This window comes from Galbibacter mesophilus (genome assembly GCF_023721415.1).
GTDB lineage: Bacteria > Bacteroidota > Bacteroidia > Flavobacteriales > Flavobacteriaceae > Galbibacter > Galbibacter mesophilus.
On record NZ_JAMQVC010000001.1, the window covers coordinates 1602704 to 1627357 of the forward strand.

General features: G+C 37.5%; 19 protein-coding genes. 12 read left to right on the forward strand and 7 right to left on the reverse strand.

What is annotated here, in order from left to right:
- The first annotated feature begins 12 nt into the window (after positions 1-12).
- Genes NDQ75_RS06935 through NDQ75_RS06955 form a run of 5 tightly spaced genes read left to right on the forward strand, consistent with a single transcriptional unit; the run spans position 13 to position 4896 of the window.
- Positions 13-762 (forward strand): hypothetical protein, encoded by a 750-nt coding sequence (locus NDQ75_RS06935; RefSeq protein WP_202028651.1) that lies wholly within the window; start codon positions 13-15, stop codon positions 760-762.
- 6 nt (positions 763-768) lie between these two features.
- Complete coding sequence (locus NDQ75_RS06940; RefSeq protein WP_202028652.1) at positions 769-1134, forward strand: response regulator transcription factor; 366 nt, start codon at positions 769-771, stop codon at positions 1132-1134.
- 24 nt (positions 1135-1158) lie between these two features.
- Positions 1159-2157, forward strand: a complete 999-nt coding sequence (locus tag NDQ75_RS06945; RefSeq protein ID WP_202028653.1) for a HEAT repeat domain-containing protein — start codon at positions 1159-1161, stop codon at positions 2155-2157.
- 58 nt (positions 2158-2215) lie between these two features.
- Positions 2216-3604, forward strand: a complete 1389-nt coding sequence (locus NDQ75_RS06950; protein WP_242513669.1) for a glycosyltransferase family 2 protein — start codon at positions 2216-2218, stop codon at positions 3602-3604.
- 11 nt (positions 3605-3615) lie between these two features.
- Positions 3616-4896 carry a YaiO family outer membrane beta-barrel protein gene (locus tag NDQ75_RS06955; protein ID WP_242513670.1) on the forward strand — a complete coding sequence of 427 codons (1281 nt, stop codon included), beginning with the start codon at positions 3616-3618 and terminating at the stop codon, positions 4894-4896.
- A 113-nt stretch (positions 4897-5009) separates the two neighbouring features.
- Here the strand turns inward: NDQ75_RS06955 and NDQ75_RS06960 are convergent, their stop codons facing one another.
- On the reverse strand, positions 5010-6674 hold the full coding sequence (locus NDQ75_RS06960; protein WP_202028654.1) for an LVIVD repeat-containing protein: 1665 nt from the start codon (positions 6672-6674) through the stop codon (positions 5010-5012).
- Positions 6675-6993: 319 nt separating this feature from the next.
- On the opposite strand from NDQ75_RS06960, the gene NDQ75_RS06965 reads away from it, so the two are divergent.
- Positions 6994-8061: an NAD(P)/FAD-dependent oxidoreductase gene (locus NDQ75_RS06965; RefSeq protein WP_202028655.1), complete on the forward strand. Its 1068-nt coding sequence runs from the start codon at positions 6994-6996 to the stop codon at positions 8059-8061.
- 20 nt (positions 8062-8081) lie between these two features.
- Here the strand turns inward: NDQ75_RS06965 and NDQ75_RS06970 are convergent, their stop codons facing one another.
- A complete protein-coding gene (locus NDQ75_RS06970) occupies positions 8082-8480 on the reverse strand; it encodes a DUF983 domain-containing protein (RefSeq protein WP_202028656.1) in 399 nt (132 codons plus the stop codon).
- 259 nt (positions 8481-8739) lie between these two features.
- Between NDQ75_RS06970 and NDQ75_RS06975 the strand changes: the two genes are divergently transcribed.
- The 5 genes from NDQ75_RS06975 (at position 8740) to NDQ75_RS06995 (ending at position 17100) form a co-directional block, all read left to right on the forward strand.
- Positions 8740-10656: an ABC-F family ATP-binding cassette domain-containing protein gene (locus NDQ75_RS06975; protein ID WP_202028717.1), complete on the forward strand. Its 1917-nt coding sequence runs from the start codon at positions 8740-8742 to the stop codon at positions 10654-10656.
- A 318-nt stretch (positions 10657-10974) separates the two neighbouring features.
- A complete protein-coding gene (locus NDQ75_RS06980; RefSeq protein WP_202028657.1) occupies positions 10975-12123 on the forward strand; it encodes an efflux RND transporter periplasmic adaptor subunit in 1149 nt (382 codons plus the stop codon).
- Positions 12120-15314, forward strand: a complete 3195-nt coding sequence (locus tag NDQ75_RS06985) for an efflux RND transporter permease subunit (RefSeq protein WP_202028658.1) — start codon at positions 12120-12122, stop codon at positions 15312-15314. The genes NDQ75_RS06980 and NDQ75_RS06985 overlap by 4 nt, the downstream gene beginning before the upstream one ends.
- Before the next feature lie 16 nt (positions 15315-15330).
- Positions 15331-16623 (forward strand): TolC family protein, encoded by a 1293-nt coding sequence (locus NDQ75_RS06990; protein WP_242513671.1) that lies wholly within the window; start codon positions 15331-15333, stop codon positions 16621-16623.
- A gap of 297 nt (positions 16624-16920) precedes the next feature.
- Positions 16921-17100, forward strand: a complete 180-nt coding sequence (locus tag NDQ75_RS06995; protein ID WP_202028660.1) for a CPXCG motif-containing cysteine-rich protein — start codon at positions 16921-16923, stop codon at positions 17098-17100.
- Between the two features lie 264 nt (positions 17101-17364).
- Here NDQ75_RS06995 and NDQ75_RS07000 read toward each other — a convergent pair whose 3' ends face one another.
- On the reverse strand, positions 17365-18129 hold the full coding sequence (locus tag NDQ75_RS07000; RefSeq protein WP_202028661.1) for a LexA family transcriptional regulator: 765 nt from the start codon (positions 18127-18129) through the stop codon (positions 17365-17367).
- A gap of 223 nt (positions 18130-18352) precedes the next feature.
- On the opposite strand from NDQ75_RS07000, the gene NDQ75_RS07005 reads away from it, so the two are divergent.
- On the forward strand, positions 18353-19069 hold the full coding sequence (locus tag NDQ75_RS07005; protein ID WP_202028662.1) for a TIGR03915 family putative DNA repair protein: 717 nt from the start codon (positions 18353-18355) through the stop codon (positions 19067-19069).
- Positions 19070-19102: 33 nt separating this feature from the next.
- Here NDQ75_RS07005 and NDQ75_RS07010 read toward each other — a convergent pair whose 3' ends face one another.
- The 4 genes from NDQ75_RS07010 to NDQ75_RS07025 form a co-directional block, all read right to left on the reverse strand.
- Complete coding sequence (locus NDQ75_RS07010) at positions 19103-20452, reverse strand: Gfo/Idh/MocA family protein (protein ID WP_202028663.1); 1350 nt, start codon at positions 20450-20452, stop codon at positions 19103-19105.
- A 173-nt stretch (positions 20453-20625) separates the two neighbouring features.
- Positions 20626-21579 carry a PorP/SprF family type IX secretion system membrane protein gene (locus NDQ75_RS07015; RefSeq protein WP_202028664.1) on the reverse strand — a complete coding sequence of 318 codons (954 nt, stop codon included), beginning with the start codon at positions 21577-21579 and terminating at the stop codon, positions 20626-20628.
- A gap of 23 nt (positions 21580-21602) precedes the next feature.
- Positions 21603-23867: an Ig-like domain-containing protein gene (locus NDQ75_RS07020; RefSeq protein ID WP_202028665.1), complete on the reverse strand. Its 2265-nt coding sequence runs from the start codon at positions 23865-23867 to the stop codon at positions 21603-21605.
- Positions 23868-23898: 31 nt separating this feature from the next.
- Positions 23899-24654 (reverse strand): hypothetical protein (locus NDQ75_RS07025; protein ID WP_251762016.1); only part of this gene is annotated, 756 nt, incomplete at its 5' end.

Sequence of the window (24654 nt, forward strand, 5' to 3'; positions counted from 1 at the left end):
AGAAAAAAACATATGTTTATTGACAGTGCTTTAGAAATGGAGATACACAATATTTTAATAATTAGTAATCAACCGGAAGTAAGTGATAAGTTTATTCATTTGCAGGAGAAGGATGATTGGGATATTCATTTTTATAAAGATAGTTTTTCGGCCATTCAATATTTAAAGAACAACAACGATATTCACTTTATCATTTTCGACGAAGTATGTGGGCCTTTAGATCCCTTTCAGTTAGCAGATTATTTAATATCTGAACTTTCTTTAAACATTCCGTTTATCGTGGTCGGGGAAGATGTAAATGAGCATAAATATGTTAGGGAAGGAAGCTTGTTCCTATTTGTGAAGAAACCGCTAATTAAAGAGAAGCTGGCCATTATAGAGCAAATTATTGAAGAAAATCTGATTAAAGAGGATAATGGTTCCAACGAAAAATCATATTCCTTAAATTATCTGAAAACTTTGTCTGATAATGATGAGGAATTTATTCAAGAATCTTTGTACGTGTTTAAGGAGTCTGTTCTAGATAAATTGAATGAATGCAGGGAATCGATTAAAAATAAAGAGTTTAAGAATGTCAGGAAAATAGCCCACAACATTAAACCTTCTTTTGAAATGTTGGAAAATACGCGTTGTAAAAACATTTGTAACACCATTTGCTACAAAGCAACAGAAACAGAAATAAATGGACTCTTTGAAATTTTAGAGGAAGAATACCAAAAAATAGTAAGAGAACTGAGAGAAGATTTTCCAGAACTAGCATAGCGAGATATGAAAGATAGAATATTAATTGTTGAAGATAATTCCATGGTCGTTAAGTCTTTACATTTTAAATTGACAAAAGACGGATACGAAACCGTGGTAGCATCCGATGGGAGGGAAGCTTTGAAAGTTTTAAAGGAGCAAACATTTCACCTGCTCATTACCGATTTAATGTTACCATTTGTAAGTGGTATCGAGCTTATAGAATTTGTAAAGAACAACATCCCCGATTTGCCCATAATAGTGCTTTCTACTTCCACTCAAGAAGAAGTAATTATGGATGCCTTTAATCTAGGGGTGGAAGATTTTATTACGAAGCCGTTCAGCCCAAACGAACTTTCTTTACGGGTAAGGAGAACACTTCAGAAGAAATAAAAGTGATGTAAATTGGAAAAGTTGATGAAAACCTGGGAGGATTCGGAGTGGATTTTTAAAATTAATGCTGCCTTCACCTTGTTGTTCTTCGTGTTAATTCTAAGTTTTATCCTGACATTGCTAATCATTCGTTTATATAAAAACCGAAGAAACCGGCTAAAGAAGATTTACGAAGCCAGCGCCGAGGAGTTTATAAACTCTTATTTATTTGAAGAAGACATCGATAGAGGGGTACTTGTTGAGAAATATGAAATTGAAAACTTAAAGACCAATTTGCAAAAAAAAGTATTCCTAAAATCGCTCGTCGGTATTAATGAGAACTTTAAAGGAGAATCCTCCATAGCCTTAAAAAAGTTATTTCACCAATTAAACTTAGATGCGTTTCTGCTGAAAAATTTGCAAAAAGGAGATTGGGATAAACAATCGAGGGCAATTTACCTTTTGGCAGAGCTATCCATAAAAAAGAATAACCTAGTGGCCACTTTTCTAAATGCCAAAAGAATGGAGGTTAGAGAACAGGCCATTTATTATTATCTTAAAGTATCCACCGGAAAGCCATTGGAATTCTTTAGCAGACTCACCACCGATTTAACTCCTTGGGAACTTATCTATGTGGAAGATTCGCTGAAATATTATTATGAAGGATCTATGCCCGACTTTTCCAAGTGGTTGGATCATAAATTGATAAGCATTGTTATTTTTTCAATAAAAATGATCGCCCAATTTGATCAATTTGAGAATATACCTAAAGTAATTCCGTTTGTAGATCATCCCGACGAAAAGGTGAGGAAACAAGCCATTAAAACCCTATGTAAGCTAAGTTGTCATGATATTTTAGGAAAACTCATTGATAAATTCCCTAAAGAAAGTACAGTAATCAAAAAGGAAATAATAAGCGCTATTATGCAGTTGGGGATCAGAGTAGATTTACTTGCCATTAAAACCCATGTTTCTGAGAACGATTGGAGTACCAAATTAGCATTTGAAAGGGTAGAACAGCATTTCAATAAATTGACCGCATAAAAACAGAGACATTATAGACTTATCGAGCGAAATATTACAGATTTTTAGTTGGCTGTTTTTGGCTTTCGGTATCATTGTATGTCTTGGCTATTTGTTTTGTGCCATTTATTCTTTTATTGAAATAAGGGAATACAAAAGAAAAAACCTTTTAAAAAATGAAATAGCGTTGCTTCAGTCATCGAGCCTTCCGCCTGTTTCTATATTAGCACCGGCATTCAACGAGGAGGCTAATGTGGTTGATAATGTACGCTCTTTGTTAACGCTAAATTATCCTTTTTATGAAATTGTAATTATTAACGATGGTAGCAAGGATAAAACCTTGGAGCGCCTCATTAAAAGTTTCAATTTAGTTGAAGATGATACTTTGTATCACAATTTTATTGAAACGCAAGCTATTAACGCGGTGTATGTTTCAAAGAATAAATCTTTTAAAAATTTAAAGGTTGTTGATAAGATAAACGGAGGGAAAGCAGATGCGTTAAATGCGGGAATAAATATTTGTAAGAATGAGCTCATCTGCAGTATTGATGTAGATTGTATTTTGGAGGGAGATGCATTACTAAAAATGGTTAAACCTTTTCTGAGCGGCAAGAAAAAGGTGATTGCTGCCGGAGGAATAATTAGGATAGCTAACTCGTGTGTAGTTGAACATGGGCGAATTGTTGAGGTAAGGCTACCTGATACGTATATTGCAAGAGCCCAAATTATAGAGTACTTTAGAGCGTTTTTAATGGGGCGAATGGCGTGGTCCCGTATCGATGGACTGCTTTTAATTTCTGGCGCTTTCGGAATGTTTGATAAAAATGCGGTCATGGAAGCGGGTGGTTACAACACCAATACCGTTGGGGAAGATATGGAACTTCTGGTGAGAATGCGTAGGCGTATGCGTGAAAAGGGCGAACCATATTCTGTTGGGTTTATTCCAGATCCTCTTTGCTGGACAGAGGTGCCACAAGATTGGCGCGTTCTGCACAGACAAAGAAATCGTTGGGCTCGGGGAACAGCAGAAACTTTATCTATACACAGGAAAATGATTTTTAATCCGAAATACCGAATTTTAGGACTGTTAAGTACTCCCTATTGGTTGTTTTTTGAGTGGATGGCGCCAATTGTAGAGTTTTTCGGACTCGCATTTTTCATTGCGCTTCTCTTTTTAGGACAGTTAAATTGGGTTTTTGCACTTTCCTTTTTTTTGGTAGCCTATTGTTTTTCTGTTTTATATTCAATAACCGCACTGTTTTTCGAAGAATACTCCTTTCAGCAATACAAAAAGACAGATCAAACGTTCAAGCTAATCGTGGCGGCATTTTTAGAACCTTTTTTTTACCATCCATTTGTTATTTGGGCGGCGCTAAAAGGGAATATCGATCTTTTAAGAGGCAGGAAAGCGTGGGGCAATATGGTGAGAACAGGATTGGGTAAACAAGATATTAACGAAACAGAATAAGATTTTTCAAGATGAACAAAAAGCAAATCAATAAAGGAATTTTGGAAAGGCAACCGCTAGTTTTAATGGCTTTTGCAGTCTTTTTTTTACTGCTGAATTTTAACCAAGCCATCGCGCAACAGGAACTTACCAGCGATGAGCTGTTTTTGAAAGCCAGAACCGAAGCCTTCGAAAATAAAAATTATACAGAAGCAATACGACTCACCCAGACAGCCATTGAAAAAACACCGGATTACACCGATTTGTATGTTTTTTTGGGCAGGTTGTATTCTTGGACAGATCAACCAGAATTGGCAAGGGAAACTTTCGAAAAAGCACTGATTCAGGATCCAGATTATGAAGATACAGCATTGGCTTACGGAAGTTTGGAGTATTGGGAGAAAAACTTGGAAAAAGCACTTTCTATAGTAAACAATGGGTTGGAAGCCCACCCTTCATCTGAAGATTTATTGATTTTAAAGTCAAAAATATTAGTTGGGATGAAACAATACGAGAAAGCCAACGAAGTCCTAAATGAAGTATTGGAGATAAACCCCGAATCTAATGAGGCAATCATGATAATGCGTCAATCAAATTTCGAGACTTCTAAAAATGCCGTACAAGCAACCTATGATTTTGTGTATTTTGATGAGCGTTTTGATGATCCATGGCAATTGGCTAGTATTGGTTATAGAAGACAAACAAAATTAGGATTGGTAGAAGCGCGATTAAACTATGCAAACCGGTTTGCTATGGGAAGTTCCCAATTTGAAATAGATGCGTATCCCATCATTTCCAAAACTTTTTATGCGTATATCAATGGAGGTATTTCCAGTGATAAAGGGATTTTTCCTCAATACAGGGCTGGGTTTTCTTTATACGCCAATTTGCCTGCCGCTTTTGAGGTAGATGCTGGGTTCAGGTATTTGTATTTTACAGATGCCACTTGGGTTTATACAATAGGATTAGGTAAATACTACAAGAACTTTTGGTTTAATTTTAGAACCTTTTTAAATGAATCGAGCAGCGGAGTTGTTAATTCCTATCTTTTCACAACCAGGTATTACACTGGCGGTTTCGATGATTATTTGGCGTTGCAAATGGGTACGGGGTTTTCTCCTGATGATGCTACCAATAATGTCCTTTACAATAGCGCCGGCCTTAATTCCTACAACATCTCTTTGGAATACAGGAAATCTTTTAGAAAGACCAACGTCTTTTATATTCGAGGTGATTTTGAAAACATTGAATATCAAGAAGACAATAGAGGGAACCAATACACTATAGGGGTCGGGTACATAAAAAGATTTTAATCTGATAAAATAATTTTTTCTTTATTCCGAATGAGTTCAAAAAACAGAAAAGGTCGGTGAAAAATTTTTCACTGACCTTTTTATGATCTCTTAACTCCGAATATCCGAAGCTCCTATTTTTTTAGGCTATTAAAAGTGTCTGTGTAATTTCCTTTAATAGTTACATTTCCGTTTTGCTTAACTTTTCCATATACAGTAATGGATGATCCACTGCCCAAAAACTCTAGCGTAGCACCATTATTTAATATCATATCTCCGTAAACAACCAAGCTTCCTTCTATTTGCAGTGTAGCTTTATTGTTTACTATCAAAGCATTGAAAGGAGCTTCCGTAGTACCTTGAGCCAAAGAACCTTTAACGGTAAATAAGCCGTTGCTGTTAACATTTATACCTTTATTTACAGCCATAGCACCGCAAAAAGTTAGACTTGCTTTTGAGTTTACATTAATACCCATTAAACTAGCAGAACCTCTATAGGCTTGTGTCTCGTTTGAATTAACATTCAACCAATAGCCACCTGTGTAAGCTGGAAATTCAGCACAGTTAATAGTGTTGTTCTCTGGAGTTACGGTTTTTAATATTTTAAGTCCCGCTTTTCCATCCGCTACAAAAATGTAACCATTGGCACTTTTTACATAGTTTGCAGAACCTGTAAGATCTAAAGACCCAATCGAGGTTAAATTATTTATCGCTCCATTAATGGTGTAAACTGAAATGCCTGCGGCTCCATCTGCGGTAAAAATATGTTTGTCTTCTACTGAAACAGCATTGGTGACAATATCGCTTGGATCAATAGTTTCGTCCTCTAAAGTAGGAACTTCAATGGTTGTAAGTTTAGAACCGTTGTTTATACTGTAAATACCCAAACCTTTGGCACCTTCAGCAACCAGAACATTTTTATCATAAAAATCGATAGTGCGTTTGGCTTCAGCCACATCTTTGCTCGTACTAAAACTTTTGTTTTTATTTAGATTGTTGCTGTTGTAAACATAAATTCCCTCGGTACCACTTAAAGCAATTACTTTGTTGTCATTCAGTCCCACTGCCCTTAAATCTGCCAATGCGGTGGTTTCTTCCAATTGAAGGGAAGAAAGATTGTATTTTACCACTTCTCCGTTATCACCGGAAACTCCAAAAATACCAGAGGAGTTTACTTTAATGTCCGTCGCAACAAATCCAGTAATGGTCAACAATTCTATACTTTCCGTAGGTAATCCGTTTTGCAAAGGCATTTTTATCAAAATTGCTGGATTAGAATCATCTATTCCCGCATTTGCTCCTGCCAGATAAAGCGCATTTTCAAAATAATCCACCGAACTTATATCAGTATTTGGAAATATTGCCTGAAGAGCTACAGTAGGATTTAGTGGATCGGAAATATCTATAACATCAACCGCTCCCAAATAAGTAGCACCTTCCACGTTGTAAGAAACGTATGCATATTTTCCGTTAATATCTATATGAGTAGCCCTTAAGGTTGTGCCTTTGTAAACTGGGGCAGAAACCTTCGCTATTTGTACGAGAGGTAGATCGTTTGGTTCTAATTCCTTCGCAGCTATTCCTTTTGAAGTCTTTGCCGAGGTTTCTGGGTTTTCCTGTGGAGCCCCCTTAACGGTAACTACACCTAGATTTTCAAATACAACACGGTTGGAATTATCATCATTTAAAATAACTGCATCTCCATTTACGCTAGGAATATTGTTGTCGTCATCAGAAGATTGACAACCAATCATTGTTATCAATACTAGTAAAAAACTTAGCTTTAAAATATTTTTCATTTTATTATAATTTAAGTAGGTCTTTTTTCTCTATTAAATTTATTAAAAATCCATCGCTTTTAAAAATAGATAACTTTATATATTGAAATCTAACAGGTTAACTCATTTAAAAAGCGCGCAAATGTATATAAAATAATACACAATTTGGCTATAAAAAATATAAATTTTCATTTGCAGCAAAAGCAGAGGCCGCAACCACTTTTTATGAAAAATCATAGAGGTGGATAACCAAGTGATTTGTGATTATTTGATGGATTAAAATGCCTTTTAAGTTGAAGTCAGGTGGAATTCTGTGATTTATACAATGTATCTTTGTAGTATGATAGATTATATAGTTGTAGGTGTTGGCTTGGCCGGAATTGCTTTTTGTGAGCAGTTGGAAAAGAATAACAAGACTTTTGTCGTTTTTGATGATGGGTCCCAAAAATCATCCAATGTTGCGGGCGGGATGTACAATCCCGTAATTTTAAAGCGCTTTACTGGGGTATGGAAAGCAAAGGAACAAATAGGAATGCTTACCCCTTTCTACGAGCAACTGGAGCATAAATTGGAAGCAAAAGTTGATTTTAAGATGCCCGTGTTAAGAAGGTTTGTTTCTATTGAAGAGCAGAATATGTGGTTTGAGGCTTCAGACAAACCCGCATTGCAACCATTTTTATCTACAAAACTGCATAAGAATTCAAACAAAAATATCGACGCTCCTTTTGGTTATGGCGAGGTGCTTCATACAGGACGCGTTGCAACGGATGTACTTCAGAAGAAATATGTGGAGTATTTGTCTTCAGAAAAAAAAATAGTTAATGAACGATTTGATTACGATTCGTTGTTAGTTGAAGAAAATCATATTGCTTATAAAGAAGTTAAAGCCAAAAACATTGTGTTTTGTGAAGGTTTCGGCTTAAAAAAGAATCCTTTTTTCAATTACCTTCCTTTAGTTGGAACAAAGGGGGAATTGCTTGAAATTGAGTGTAAAGATTTACATCTTGATTTCGTGCTGAAATCGTCTGTGTTTATGATTCCACTTGGAGAAAATTGTTTTAAAGTAGGAGCTACCTATAAATGGAAAGACAAAACCGACACCCCAACAGAAGAGTCTAGATTGGAAATGGAGAAAAAATTGCAATCCTTTTTAAAGTGTGATTACACGGTGATAAATCATTTCGCAGGAATTCGTCCCACAGTTACCGATAGAAAACCATTGGTAGGAACGCATCCCAAGCACAACAGACTTCATGTTTTAAACGGACTGGGAAGTCGCGGTGTAATGATTGCGCCCTACGCAGCTGAAAAATTGTACCAATCCATAGAAAAACAAATTCCGTTGGAAAAAGAAATGGATGTAATTCGCTTTGAAAAGAAATATCCGAATCCTTTTGTTAGTAAATAGAATCGTGCATTAATGAAAAGCTATTGTGGTTTCGAAAACCTTTCGGCAGCTTGCGAATCATATCTAAAGAAGAAATTAATCCAAATATTTCTCGACAAACGCATAATTACAGGCATAAAAACGATTAGTGTGCCGATAATAGCAAAAAAAGCAGTTTTAAGCGAGCTACCAAGAAAGAGAAAAGAAATTACAAACGCCGCAACGGCAAAAGCAGTTCCTAGTCCGTAGCTCACGTACATAGCACCGTAGAAAAAAGAAGGCTCAATTTTGTATTTCGTTCCGCAACTAGAACAATGCTCATGCATACGCAATGTTTCCTTCGGATTGTACATGTTTTTACTCACATACATGCTTTCTTCCTGACATTTAGGGCAACTTCCTGTTAAAATACTGTATAGTTTGCTTCCTTTTTTTAACATTTGCAAAAAATTTAATGAAACACTATTTTGAGAAACCTTAATAAGTATGGCGCTCAAAATTGTTTCTTGAATTAACCCTAGCTTTAAAGTCGGGGGTCCTTGGCTAAATTCCTGTCCTTGAATTCAGAACTTTGACTAATTTTTATTGGTTAAAACCGTCTGAATATAGGTTTTGGGGTTTACCATTAGTTTTTAATAGTCGGAGTTTCCGACATTAAAAATACCATTATTTTACTTTATAAAGATAAAAAATCGCAAAATGCTGAACGTCCATAATCTATCTGTCTCTTTTGGAGGGGAATATTTATTTGAAGAAATTGCTTTCCGCTTAAATCCAGGGGACCGCGTTGGTCTTATTGGGAAAAATGGAGCAGGAAAATCTACGATGCTAAAACTGCTATCTAAAGAAATGGAGCCGGATAGCGGTGTGATTTCTACGGATAAAGATGTTAGCATTGGTTTCCTTAAACAGGATATTGATTTTGAGCAAGGGAATACAGTTTTGGAAGAGGCTTATCAAGCTTTTGAAGAAATAAAGAAAATGGAGCTTCAGCTGGATGAAATCAACAACCAACTGGCAGAGCGTACCGATTATGAAAGTGAGGGGTATAACCAATTGATGATAGACTTGAGCGACCTAACGCATCGTTATGAAATTATTGGAGGTTATAATTATCAAGGGAAAACAGAGCGAGTTTTATTAGGACTTGGATTTAAAAGGGAAGATTTCAACAAGCTTACGGATACCTTTTCAGGAGGTTGGCGTATGCGTATAGAATTGGCTAAATTGCTTCTTCAAGATAACGATGCATTGTTGCTGGATGAGCCGACCAACCACTTAGATATTGAGTCTATTATTTGGTTGGAGCAATTTTTGAAAACCTATGCTGGGGTGGTGGTAATCGTTTCCCACGATAAAATGTTTTTAGACAATGTTACCAACAGAACTATAGAAATTTCGCTTGGTAAAGCCTATGATTACAATAAACCGTATTCGGAGTATTTAGAATTGCGTGCAGAAATGCGTGAATTACAAATGAACGCACAGAAAAACCAAGAGAAGCAAATTCAGCAAACCGAAAAACTCATTGAAAAGTTTCGGGCGAAGGCATCTAAGGCTTCCATGGCGCAATCACTTATTAAAAAACTGGATAAAGTTGACCGAATTGAAGTAGATGAAGAAGACAATGCGGTGATGAACATTCGTTTCCCGGTTTCAATCCAGCCCGGGAAAGTGGTGATAGAAGCAGAGGCCGTTGGCAAAAAGTATGGGGAGAAAGTAGTGCTCAACGAAGTAGATATGATGATTGAGCGAAACACCAAAACAGCTTTTGTAGGGCAGAACGGACAAGGGAAAACCACATTGGCTAAGATAATCGTTGGAGAAATTGAAAGTAGCGGAAGACTTAAGTTGGGTCATAATGTTCAGATAGGATATTTTGCCCAAAACCAAGCGGAATACCTTGATGGTGAGAAGACAATTTTAGACACTATGTTGGATGAAGCTCGCGACAGCAATCGTTCTAAAGTTCGCGATATGTTGGGGTCCTTTTTATTCCGCGGAGATGACGTTGATAAAAAAGTGAAAGTACTTTCTGGAGGGGAAAGAAACCGATTGGCTCTTTGCAAAATGTTACTGCATCCGTTCAATGTGTTGGTAATGGATGAGCCTACCAACCATTTGGATATTAAGTCAAAAAATGTATTAAAGGAAGCACTTAAAAATTTTGAAGGTACCTTATTGCTCGTTTCTCACGACCGTGATTTCCTACAAGGCTTAACGGATAGTGTGTATGAATTTAGAGACGGAAAAATAAAACAATTCTTAGGCGATATAAATTTCTATTTGGAAGAAAGACAGGTGGAAGATTTTAGGGCAGTGGAAAAGAAAACGGAAGTTGCCAAAACCAACGTTCAGAATGAATCTACTGAAAAGTTGTCTTTTGAAGAACAGAAGAAACTTAAGTCATTAAAAAATAGGATTAGTAAGGCCGAAACTACCGTGGCCGATTTAGAACGCGAAATTGCAAAAATTGATGAGGAGCTAGCAAAGAACCACGATGAGTTGGTAGCAGACCCCAATTTTTTTAAAAATTATAATAAGAAAAAAGAAGAACTGGAGAAACAAACAGAAGCTTGGTATTTACTTACGGAAGAACTACAATCTTTAAATTAAACGTGCATTTCATCGAAAAAATATGCTTTTTAAAGAATCATTTGTTAAATTGTAGGTATATTCGTGCTTTAAAATGGATGCTAATCCTATTCAAGTAAACGGATATAGTTCCATATTTTAGTTAGTTTGTTTGATTGATTTACAGAGTGTTGGTTTTAACTGGCACTCTTTTTTTTTTTTGATGATTCATTTGGGGATTTATATAAAGGATGAGAAAACATTAAGCTTTTTAACATTCTGTTTTATTTTTAAGAAATATTTAACCCATTGCCCTTTTCTATATAGATAGTTTTGTGATTTACTGACTATTCTACTAACATGAGAAAAATAATACTGGGGATCTTAGGGGTTCTTCTTATCGCTTTTGCTGTATTTGTAGCTAATTACTTAATTGAAAATAAAGAGAAGCCTTCTGGGAGTGTGCAAAAAGTGGTGAAAACAGTCTTTGTTGAAACCGTTGAAAATAAAGATATCCCCATTGTTATTACCAATAATGGAAACTTAGAAGCAAAACATCGAATAGAAATTTATTCTGAAGTACAAGGCGTGTTCCAAAAGAGCAGCAAACTTTTTAAAGAGGGGCAAGCGTATCCAAAAGGAAGCATTTTGATTGAAATTGATAATGCGGAGTTCTACGCTTCCGTTCAATCTGAAAAAAGTAGGTTTGTAAATCTTATTACTTCCATTATGCCCGATCTACGGCTGGATTATCCTGATGCGTATCCCGAATGGCAGTCGTATCTCGATAATTTTAACATGCAAAAGCAGGCTCCACCGCTACCAAAAACATCTTCAGCCCAAGTAAACAATTTTATTATCGGTAGAGGGATTAACACCGCTTTCTACAACCTGAAGAATTTAGAACAGCGCTTACAAAAATATACCATAATTGCTCCTTTTGATGGGGTGCTTACCGAGGCCTTGGTAACCGAAGGTACTTTAGTGCGAAACGGACAAAAGTTGGGAGAATTTATCGACCCCGATGTTTACGAAATGGAAGTCTCCATTAACAAGTCATATAACAGGTTTTTAGAACTAGGTGAAGAAGTGGAGCTATCAAATCTAGACCGAACTGAAAGTTGGAAAGGGACCGTAAGTAGGATTAACGGAAAAGTAAACCAAGCCACACAAACCGTAAAGGTTTTTATAGAAGTAACGGGTAAGAATCTAAAAGAAGGGATGTATATGGAAGCAAGTTTGGTCGCTAAAGATGAACCAAATGCCATTAAAATTGACCGTTCCTTAATGGTGGATCGTTCGCATATCTATGCGGTAAAAGATACCGTACTGGAATTAATAGATGTAAAACCTGTTTTTTATTCTGATAGGGAAGTGGTACTTAAAGAAGTACCCAATGGAACCAAAATCATCACCAAATCTATTCCTGGGGCTTATCCTGGCATGGTGGTGAGAGTTGCAGAAAATGAAGCTGCCAGTATAAACGAAACTAAAGCAGCGGCCGAATGAGAAAAATTTTAGCCTACTTTATAAAATATGATGTTGCTGTAAATGTTGTAATTATAGCATTCACCATTTTTGGGATTATCGGTGCGCTTACTTTAAAATCTTCTTTCTTCCCGCTAATAGATTCTAAAATAATTACCATCAATGTAACTTATCCCGGTGCCGCTCCCCAAGAAATAGAGGAAGGGATTGTTATTAAAATAGAGGACAATTTAAAAGGTATCGAAGGAATCGATCGGGTTACTTCGACTTCCCGGGAAAATGGCGGAAATATAACTGTTGAAATCCTAAAAGGTTACGACATCGATTTTATGCTTTTAGAAGTAAAAAATGCGGTAGATCGTGTGCCTACGTTTCCATCTGGAATGGAGCCGCTCATCGTGGGGAAACAGGAAAGTATCAGGGAAACTATTAGTTTCACCGTGAGTGGGGATAATGTAGCATTATCTACTTTAAAAAAGATTTCAAGGGATGTAGAGAACGATATGCGCCGTTTCGACGGACTTTCACAAGTGGAGATTACTGGCTTTCCGAAGGAAGAAATAGAAATTGCTGTTCGGGAACTGGATTTGTTGGCGTATAATCTTACTTTTTCTGAAGTCGCTTCCGCCGTATCGGAAACCAATCTTTTGGTTACCGGTGGAAATATTAAAACAGACGATGAAGAATATCTAATCCGTGCCAACAACCGAGCGTATTACGGTGATGAACTTAATAATATTGTGGTAAAAGCGTTGCCGGATGGAACCATTGTACGCCTAAGAGATGTAGCAGATGTAAGAGACCGATTTGAGGAAAATCCAAATGCATCTTATTTCAATGGTAATCTGGCAGTAAATATCACCATTAGCAATACCAATAGTGAAGATTTAATTTCTACTGCGGATAAAGTAAATGAGTATATAAATGAATTTAATTCTAAGTACAATAATGTGCAGCTGGATGTGGTTTCCGATTCTTCCATTCGGTTGAAGCAACGTACCGAGCTTTTAGCGGAAAATGCTTGGCAAGGTATTTTATTGGTACTAATCTTTTTATCCTTGTTTCTAAATTCAAGACTTGCCTTTTGGGTGGCTTTTGGATTGCCTATTTCGTTTTTGGGACTGTTTATTTTTGGAGGACTGTTTGACGTAACCATTAACGTACTTTCCTTATTCGGAATGATTATCGTAATTGGTATCTTGGTGGACGACGGTATTGTAATCGCAGAAAATATTTATCAGCATTACGAAAAAGGAGCATCGCCCATAAAAGCCGCAATAGATGGAACCATGGAAGTGCTTCCGCCTATTATTTCAGCAATCTTAACTACCATTTTGGCCTTTTCTACCTTTTTGTTTTTAGATAGTAGGATTGGAGAATTCTTCGCAGAGGTTTCCACGGTGGTAATTATAACACTTACTGTATCACTTTTTGAAGCGCTAATAATACTCCCGGCGCACATTGCACATTCCAAGGCGCTGATTCGGGAAAAGAATTTAGACGAGGAAAACGAGTCCATGGTAAAACGCTTTTTTAGAAAAATGCGTGAAATCAATAAATACGGCGATCGTTTTATGGACTTCCTGAGCAATAAGTTTTACAGTCCGGTTTTAAAGTTTTCTTTGAGACATCAAATTTTAGCTTTTGCCATTTTTACCATGCTTTTTATCATTACCATTGGAGCGATTGGTGGAGGAATTATTGGTACTACCTTGTTCCCAAATGTAGCGAGTGATCGTGTTTCGGTAGATCTTTTAATGCCGGAAGGTACCAACCCTAGGGTTACCGACTCCATTATTACCATGGTGGAACAAAATGTTTGGAAGGTAAACGAAAAATACAAAGCACAGCAAACCGGCAATAAGGAGGTAATTGAAAATGTAATTAAAAGAGTAGGCCCTGGAACCAATAAAGCTTCATTGAGTATAAATTTATTGCCAGGGGAAGAACGCGATTTTGAATCTTACTTAATTACCAATAGCATTCGAGATACTGTTGGAGAGGTTTATGGCGTTGAACGATTAACCTTTGGTTCTGGAGGTAATTTTGGTGGTAAGCCCGTTTCTGTATCCTTGTTGGGGAACAACCGCGAAGAATTAAAAGCAGCGAAAGAATTTTTAAAAGAAAGGCTAAAGGCCAACCCTATTCTAAAAGATGTTATCGATACCGATCCAGAAGGGATTAAGGAAATTCGAATCGAGCTGAAAGAAAGTGCTTACGCGTTGGGGCTAAATTTAGGAAGCGTTATGCGTCAAGTGCGGAGTGGTTTCTTCGGATTTCAAGCGCAACGTTTTCAACGTGGCCAAGATGAAATTAGGGTTTGGGTGCGCTATGATAAATCCGATCGCGCCTCCATTAGTGATTTGGATGAAATGCGATTGGTAACACCAAATGGGGAGCGCGTTCCTTTTGGGGAAATTGCTACGTATTCTATCGAAAGAGGAGATGAATCTATTGCACATTTAGAAGGTGTGAGGGAAATTCGCGTGGAAGCAGATTTAAGCGACCCAGATGCAAGTGCCACCGATGTTTTGGCGGATATTCAAAATAATATAATGCCAGAGGTACAATCCCATTTTTCTACCGTGACTGCTTCCTACGAAGGGCAAAATCGCGAGGCTCAAAAGTTATCAGATTCTGCTTGGAAAGTGTTCCCAGTCGTAATTTTCTTGATTTATTCGGTTATCGCATTTACCTTCCGAAGTTATAGTCAACCATTCCTGCTGCTCATTATGATACCTTTCAGTTTAATCGGGGTAGCTTGGGGACATTGGCTTTTCGGGTTCCCAATAAATGTATTGTCCTTATTGGGTATTATCGCCCTAATCGGTATCATGGTAAATGACGGATTGGTATTAATTGAAAAATTCAATGGATTTTTAAGGGAAGGTAGGAGTTATTCCCACGCCATTTTACTAGCAGGAAAATCCCGTTTTAGGGCTATTTTCTTAACGTCTATAACAACCATCGCAGGTTTGGCGCCGTTGTTATTTGAAAAAAGCCGTCAGGCTCAGTTTTTAAAGCCCATGGCTATTTCAATTTCCTTCGGAATAGCAATCGCTACCTTTTTAACCCTTTTGATGTTGCCAATTCTTATTTCTATGAGCAATAGGGTTAAGGTTACTTCAGTATGGTTAAAAAGCGGTAAAAAAGTGAAGCCAAGAGAAGTGGAGAGAGCGGTAAAAGAACAAAAGGCAAATAAACATGACTAGAATTAAAATATTAATAATGTTTCTCCTTGCTGTGCAGCTGGGTAATTCGCAGGATTTACTTACAAAGGAAGAAGCTATTTCATATACTTTAGATAATAATTTAGGCATTAAAGTGGCCAATAATAATACGGAAATTGCCAGCAATAATGCAGGGGTGTTAAATTCGGGGTATCTACCTACACTTACGGGCAACGCTGGAGCTAATTTCAATAAAGAAAATACCGAGGGTCAATTGGCCAATGGAGATGTACGTTCTGCAGACGGTGTAGAAAGTCGAAGGTACAACGCTTCGGTAAATTTAAATTATACCTTATTTGATGGATTAGGACGCTTGTACAATTATAAATCGTTGAAAGAGGAGTCGAATTTGACCGAACTCCAAGCGAGGGAAACCATAGAAACCACCATTTTACAGCTGTTTAGCGTGTATTATGAGGTCGCTAGGCTAACGGAAAACACGGAAAACCTTCGACAGGCTTTGGAGATTTCCAAAGATCGATTAAAGCGTATAAAATACCAATTTGAATACGGCCAGAATACAGGTCTGGATGTATTGAACGCTGAGGTTGACGTAAATACAGATAGTATAAATCTTCTACAGGCAGAACAGGTTTTAAAAAATACCAAACGTGACCTTAATTTAATCATGAACCGAGATTTAGCGGCTCAGTTTAAAGTAGATACTTTGGTGAAATTTACCCCTGACCTGGTGATGGAAGATATGTTGAACAGGGCTCAAGAAAATAATGTGGTGTTATTACAGGCTGAAAAGGGTATTCTAATAAACGAATATGCCATTAAAGCGACTCGAGGAGGTTTTCTTCCCGTGGTTGGACTAACGGGTTCTTACGGATGGAACCAAAATCAGAATGATAATCCACTTGCGTTTACAATTGAAAATACTACAAGCGGACTTGCAGCAGGGGTGAACCTTAGTTGGAATATTTTTGATGGTGGCCGAACGATTACGCAATATAAAAATGCCAAAATACAGTACGAAAACCAGGAACTTCAAAAAAAGCAAGTAGAGCTTACGGTTGAGAGGGATATAAGAAACGCTTGGGAGACCTATCAAAACGCTTTGTTTATTCTAAAAACGCAGGAAACGAACGTAAAAACTAGTTTAAATAACTTTAATAGAACAGAAGAACGTTACAAGTTTGGTACCGCTACCAATTTAGAATTCCGACAGGCTCAAATTAATCTGTTGAATGCTGTATTGGCCAAAAATCAGGCTAAATACACGGCGAAACTAGCGGAATTACAAGTACTTCAAGTAAGCGGCCAAATATTAAATGTTGATTTTTAACTTAGTTTACCTTTACCAGGGAACTATATCTTTTAAAATTTTTCTAAAAATTAATTATTTCCTTATCCGCAGAATAGAAATTAAAAGCTCCGAAGCAGGAGCGAAAGAATGAAGCGACGCGGAGTTTTAATTTCGGTTTCGAGACTAATAGTCGAGAAAATTCCTTGGATAAGGCGCCTTTTTCTTTGTTTCGTTTCTTTTGGGCGAGCAAAAGAAATGAAAGGATGATTTTAAATTTTTAACTTAACGCTTGTTTTTCAAGTAGTATTTTTGTTTTAAGCTTTAAGAGTAAATGTTATGAACGAACACTTTTTTCAATGTCCTTACTGCTGGGAAGAAATCTCTATGCTTTTAGACCCTTCCGTTAATCAAACATATGTGGAAGATTGCGAAGTATGTTGTAATCCGATAGAGGTAACGGTAAATTTTGAAGATGGAGAGCTTATTTCCTTTTCTGCGGAAAGTATAGAGCAGTAGCAAAAGCATATTCGTCAGTAGCAGCAAAAGATTATTCTGTAGCAATCCATACCAAGCCTGTAGCAATAGAAGATGAGCCGGTAGCAACAGAAGAGAAGGCAGTAGCAATAGAAAATTAACGCGTAGCAACAGCAAATCCAGCGGTAGCAATACAAAATGAGCTTGTAGCAAGACGTTTTGAGTCCTTCAAAAATGTGAAGAATTGTTCCCAGTTATCAATAATTACCACAGCTTTTAAAGTAAGTCTTGATTATAAGGAGCTTATTACTTTTTTAGTTGATTGATTTCGTTTTTGAGTTCAGAAATGGATTGCTGTATTTGTGAAAGTGCCAGATTACCAGCGTTCCCGTCAAATTCTGCGCTAATTTTACTGGTTACTTCCCAAAGCTCTTGAATTTGAAAAGCATCAATGGTTATTGGAGGGTACTCGGGGTTCAAAGAAATAAGCGCTAATTTTTCATCGGAATCATGTTTCTGTACCTTTTTAACCAACACACTATCCGCCATTACTATTACACAAATTTTATTGTTCGTTAATAAAGAAATATTCTCAACAGCTTTTCCCAGCACCCATTCTTTTGGATGGAGTCCGGGTAACATACTGTCTCCTTGCACTTGAAAGCCGCGATAGGTTGCATTTCTATATTCTGGCAAGGGTAAAGTAAAAGCAGGAAGTTCTTCATACCAATCCAAATCTTGGATGTTGTGCGGATAACCAGCTGCAGCTTTCACATTTACCAATACAATACCATCTGTATTTTCAGGTGTTACGGTAACCACTTTCGGAGAAGTGTTTACAGTGGTATCTAGGTTTTTACGGTTGCTTTTTCCATATAACCAAAGTGGATTAATTTGGAATTTTTCCATAAGTTCAACCAAGACAGCCCCAGAAATTTTTGATTTTCCCCGTTCAATATCAGCTGTAGAATTTTTAATGCCCAACGCCTCAGCAAAGGTCTGTTGAGTCAAGCCAAGGCTTTCCCGTATTTCTTTAAACCTATTTATTTCTATGGGCAAGGCTGTTTTCATAAACTTATTTGTTGAATAATTTGTATAACAAGCAATGTAAATATATAAAAATATTTGGATTAATTCCTTTTATTTGGAAAAATTCCATATATTTGAATTGTTGATACTGAATATTTAGACGAATTTAATCAAATAAATGAAGCAATCCTTATTACATATTGGAATATTTCCAAAAATTAAACAACGACTACGGAAGGCTTTATTCGACAAAAGAAAAATAGATATGAAAACCATTTTAATTTACGACGGAAGCTTCACCGGATTTTTATCGGCAGTGTACAAAGTTTTTGAAGAAAACCTTCAAGATGTATCTATTGTAAAACCTAAGCATTACCATCCAGATATATTCGTGAATGGAGTAGAGGTAGATTCATCTGAAAAATTGGCCAAACGCGTTTGGACTTCCTTGGAGTTAAAGATTGGTAAATATGCTTCCAATGAACTTTACAAAGCATTTCTAAGTGAAATTAAGGGTACGGAAGATGTATTGCTGCGTTATATTATCTATGTGTACGCTTCAGAATCGTACGTCCCTTCGGATGTATCTAATATAAATGCACTTAGGGTTTCTCAAGTTGCGCGAATGGTAACAAGGGAGTTGCACCATATTCAAAATTATTTGTCGTTTACTGAAAATCAAGATGGGCTGGATATTGCCGCACTAAACTCCGGCTTTGACATGTTACCGCTTTTAGGAAACTATTTCAAAAAAAGAAAAGGAAATAAAAAGTGGCTTATTCATGATAAGCGTAGGGGGTATGCCTTGTTTTACAACCTAAAGGAAGTGAAACAAATTAAAGTATCACCCGAACGCCAAGCCCAAATACTCCAAGAATCCAACAACAGAAGTTCTTTGATGTATGTGAACCTTCAGAACAAACCACTTTCTAATTATAACCGTGGTAAAAATACCACTGATAATAAACAATTACTCACATAAATTTATGCCAGTTCTTTAAAATAGGAAATGGTATTAGACGGTCGGTAATTTCCATCCGTTATGGTAATTTGCTTTTATAAGCTTGTTGGCTTCGTCGTTATTTTTGAAGTTGCCGTTTTGTGCATCCCAATGGATTTTTTCACCGGTTTTATAAGCAATATTACCCATATGTGCATTAATGGCGGCTATACTACCAGTTTCAATACCACAGTTTAAATTCACGTTTTCACCTTTTATAGCGGCTACAAAGTTTTTAGCGTGGTCTCCTAATGCATGATTTTTACCCGGGGTAAAGTCAACCTTCTCCGTTTTGGAAACTTTTTCACCATCAATATTCTTAGTTTCAGGGATTACTTCCCAACCTTTACGGTCAACAACCAAAGTACCGTTATTTCCTATAAAGGCAATTCCTTCTGAACGACCATAATTTCCACCACTAATTCCCGTGGCATGTTCCCAAAGTAACGTGAAATCTTCATATTCATAAACTGTTTGAAGTGTATCCGGTGTTTCAGAAGCATCATTAGGATAGGCAAATTTCCCGCCGGAAGCAATGATGGATTTTGGCGCTTTGGCATTCATGGCATAAAGGGCAATATCAATTTCGTGCACTCCCCAATCTGTCATCAGGCCACCCGCATAATCCCAAAACCATCTAAAATTAAAATGAAAACGATTTTCATTAAATGGTCTTTCCGGTGCTGGTCCCAACCACATTTTGTAGTCAACTCCCTTAGGTGGTGCAGTATTGGGTTTCACGGGAACCGGTTTCATCCAACCTTGATAAGCCCAGCACTTTACCAAACGAATATTTCCTAGTTTTCCAGAACGAACATAGGCAATGGCTTCATCGTATTGTGTTCCACTACGCTGCCATTGGCCAACTTGAACGATGCTGTTGTTTTTTTTGGCAACATCCACCATGAGATTACACTCTTCAATGCTGTTGGCTAAAGGTTTTTCAGTATAAATATGTTTTCCTGCATTAGAGGCATCTACAAAGTTTAAACAATGCCAATGATCGGGTGTACCAATAATAACAGCATCAATATCTTTATTTTCCAACATCTTTCGGTAGTCGGAATACAGCTTGGGTTTCTTCCCACCTAACTCTTTTACATTTGCTGATCTTTCAGCTAAAACATTTTCATCTACATCGGCCAGTGCTACGCAATTCACTCCTGGAATTTCTAGGTGAGCTTTCATGTCGCTCCATCCCATTCCTTTACAGCCAATTACTCCAAAATTAAGTTGGTCACTCGGTGCCACATTGGAGAATAAACCATTTACATTGGATGCGCTTAGGTAAGATGGGATGCTAAGACCCGCAGTTGCTAATGCGGATTGTTGAATAAATTTTCTTCTGGATTTGTTGTTTTTCATCTAAGGTGTCTTTAAATTCTAATTGTCTAAATGACTTTAAGTTAATTTTTTGCTGAATTTAATGACAATTGAAGAAATAAACACTTTTTCTTATGTTTTTAACATAAAAGTGAATTTAACTTAGGGGAAAATGACAACTTTTCATAAACAAAAGCTGTTCACACATATTTAAATTAAAAGAATCTCGGACTGGTAACTCGTTTGTAGTTACGCGAAAACTCGTATCTTAAGAATACTTCTACTGTTCCGTTATTAAATTGTGTGCCGCCAAGAGCAGTAACTTCTCGGTCGTACGCTAAACCGACAGCTATTCCTTCGGTGAGTTGAAAACCAATCATCCCTGTTACGGCAGCACCCCATCGGTAACCAACGCCAAAGGTAACAGAATCGTCGTACATAAAATTAGCTGACACATCTACTTGCAGCGGAGCCCCCGAAACGAACTTGGTTAGCATGGCTGGCTTAAATTTCCAGCGGTAATCAAGATCAAATACGTAACCACCCATTAAATAATAGTGAACGTTCGACTTGGCAATGTAAGAAGTGCTTCCGTTATTGGAGTTGTTAGACTCATCAAAATACTGTGTGGTGAGCATGTTAGGAACTGAAAGTCCGACATAATATTTATCAGCGTGATAATAAATTCCTGCTCCAATATTAGGGGAAAAATTATTATCGATGTTGTTCTGCCCTGTAAGTTCTACGTCATCGTATTGATTCAGTTTGGTGAAATCAACATTCAATAAACTTCCGCCAAGCTTTAATCCGAATGATAAATGACCTTGATAAGAAGTTTGAATGGTATAAGAAATATCAGCATCAAAAAAAGTTTCCTGACTAACACCATCTCCTAACTGATCGTTGATGATAGAAAGTCCAACGCCAATATTGCTTCTTCGAATAGGGGAGTGGATATTAAGGGTCTGTGTTTCCGGAGCACCGTCTAAACCAAGCCATTGGTTTCGGTAGAGCGCCGTAGCACTGAGCATGCCCCTACTACCTGCGTAGGCAGGGTTAATGCTCATGGTGTTATACATATATTGTGTGTATTGAGGATCCTGCTGTCCAAAAATGGATTGAACTGCGGTAACCATTAAAATACATACTAAAAACTTCAAATTTTTCATTTCATTACTTTTTACCACACCTATTAATAATTGATGTAGAAATAACCTGCCATGTTCTTGGTGTGTTGATCTTGTATATAATCAATCACATAATAATATGTTCCTACTGGCAATTTATTTTTCTGACTTACTGTAACCCTTCCTTCGGAATAGCCACGGAATACATTGTTCCCTTGTCCATAACTTTCCGTTTCATATACTAAAACTCCCCATCGGTTAAAAATCTTCACCGAATTGTTTGGGTAATTTTCAATACCATAAATTTTTAGTTCATCATTTTGCCCATCACCGTTTGGCGACACCAATTGGTGAACTCTTATTTCTTCTTCTTCTGGCGGTGGCGCTGGATCTACGTTTTCTACTTGCGCATTTATAGTTATTGTACCTTGTTCTTCATTAAAAGTACCGTTAGAATGCGTAATCCTTACTGTGTAAGTGAATACATCACTTCCTTCAAAACCTGGATCTACCAAATAAGTTAACGTGTTATCAGGATTTATGGTTACCGTACCATTTTGAGGATTTGAAATATTCGTAATAGTAAGACTCGATTCTGGATGAAAAGTGTCATTGGCTAAAATTTCTATTACTTCTTCAAAAGGGAACGAAGAATCTACTTCAGCAAAATCATCTTCCACGTCTTGAATAGGAGTTACCTCTATGGTAACCACTGCTGTTTTGCTTCTTTCAACCCCATATTTATCAGTGTAGTACACTACGTACTTAAAGGTATCTGTACCTACAAAGTCAGGTTCAGGAGTATAGGTGACAATATTGTCTCTGCCTTGAACAATTACTTTGGACTCATCAGCACCTTCATCATTCTCAATTTCAATTCTATAACTGGTAACCGAGATTAGGTCGTTGGAAAGTATTTGAATAGTAACTGGAGTATCCTCTTCCGTAGTGGAATTGTCGTCCCTTAATACTACTTCATCATCTTCCAACCCGTCAACTGTGAGTGTTACTGTTGCCTGATTGGATATCAAACTTCCATCGGTAATAGTATATGTGAAACTATCCTGGCCTTCAAAATCTAAATCAGGATAATAAATTAATTGCCCATTTTCTAAGCTTAGAACTCCGTGTTGAGGTTCAGAAAAATTATCAATACTGATGGTGTCGCCGTCAGGATCACTATCGTTACTTAAAACTACCAAAGGAGTTTCGGTATTGGCGGGAATAGATAAAAAGTCATCAACAGCAACAGGTGCATCATTTTGAGGAGTTACCTGTACATTAACGTTTCCGCGCACAGTATTGCCAGAAGTATCGGTTAAGTTATACGAAAAACTATCAATTCCATTGAAATTTGGATTTGGTACGTACTCAAAAATACCGTCCGCAATTTCTGTAACGGTACCATTACTTGGAGGTGTAACTATTTCATAATCGTTTCCGTCGCTTCCACCATCGCTGATATTATCGTTAGCACTTACGGCAATTTGGTTGTCGGGACCTGCCTGACTGTCTTCTTCCACCACCAATTGATCGTTCATGGCCTTAAGTACTTCAATTGTAATAGTTGCCGTGTCGGTCAGTTCAGTATTATCCGAATTAAAGATGGTAAGCGAGTATGTAAATTCATCTTCACCAGTAAAACCAGGTCCAGGTGTATACGTAATGGTATCATCACTAGGATCGTTAGGCGTACCGTTGTTATTTATCCTTACCGTTCCATTGCTGGGTTGTGTAAGTTGGAAAGATCCAATGGAAGGAATGGCAATATCATTATCTAACATGGTGATTATAGTTCCCGTGTTTTCTACGGAAGTAACAAGATCGTCCACCAAGTCAAATTTCTCTCTAAGACAAACCACCCTAAAGGAAGGAAGATCTTTTTTGCTGCTTCCTTTTGTTAGGCTGGCTATGTAACGTTCAATATCTTTCGTAGCGGTTACTTGTGGGTTAAGCGTTCCGTTGGGTATGTTACTTCTATTCCATGTAACTGAGGCGTTGGCGCTAACACTTTGCGATACATCTAAAGTAACTTCATTATACGGAGCATCACAATAGGTAACAATAAAATAGGTAGTTGCGTTGCTACCGCATTTCGTTCCGTCGTAAGTAGCGAAATATACACCAGGTATAAAAATCTCCTGAGTTGCGTTTGTACCCATTTGCTGCTTAGAGGTTCCGTCGAGTACGTACCATTGGTAATTGCTAATAGTGCCATCCTCAGAATTTGTCTCGGGCGCTTGCAGCACAAACTGTGCGCTCACTTGATAACCAAGCATAAGCAAAACTCCCAGTAGCAGTTGTTTGATATGTTTATTTTGATGTTTCAAAATGATTCGGTTTTTTAGAGCTATCAAACAATTATTTTACTACAAATACAACGTTAATCAACGAGTTGTAATCGGATGGGGAGGCTATAATTTCATATGTTAGTTCTCCGTCCGCTGAAATCGTCATTTGAGCTCCACCGTTCGTGCCGTTACCAAAAACTGTAGGGTCTGCATAGGTTACATAATAATATAGCTCATCTGAATTATAGGTTGGTATGGCGGGTGCATTGGTGCTTGAAGCCGTTGGGCTGCCATATTGTGCTTCGTATTGGGCGTGTAAATCTATAGTGAATGTTCCTGGAGTAGAAGCATTGATAGCAATAGACGGCGGGTAGAAAATTCTAGCTGCTTTTGAGGTAACCTTGGTCATTCCAGCTATAGCTCCTGCTACATTAGTTTCGTCTGTTCCGTCGCCGTCCACATCAGTATCTGCAATGGCAACATTAGATGCTACTTGATCTCTCCATTCCACTCCATCTCCAGCAGTATTTGTAGCTAAGATTTGATTTGCGCTACCGTTTGAAATTTTATCGCTGGTCACGGCATCGTCTGCAATATCTGCAGTGGCAACCTCGCCATCTGCAATTTTATCGCTGGTCACGGCATCGTCCTTTATGTCCAAAGTGACATCCCCTAATAGCGCATTGCTGTCCCCTCCGACGGCAAGGTCTGTTGAAGTAATGTTCCCGTCACCGTTGATAGCGGTTCCGTCAACGTCCAAAGCTCCGGTTGTTCCATTTTTTGTCAACCCCGTTCCTGCAACATCGGCATTTATGGCAGCCGCATT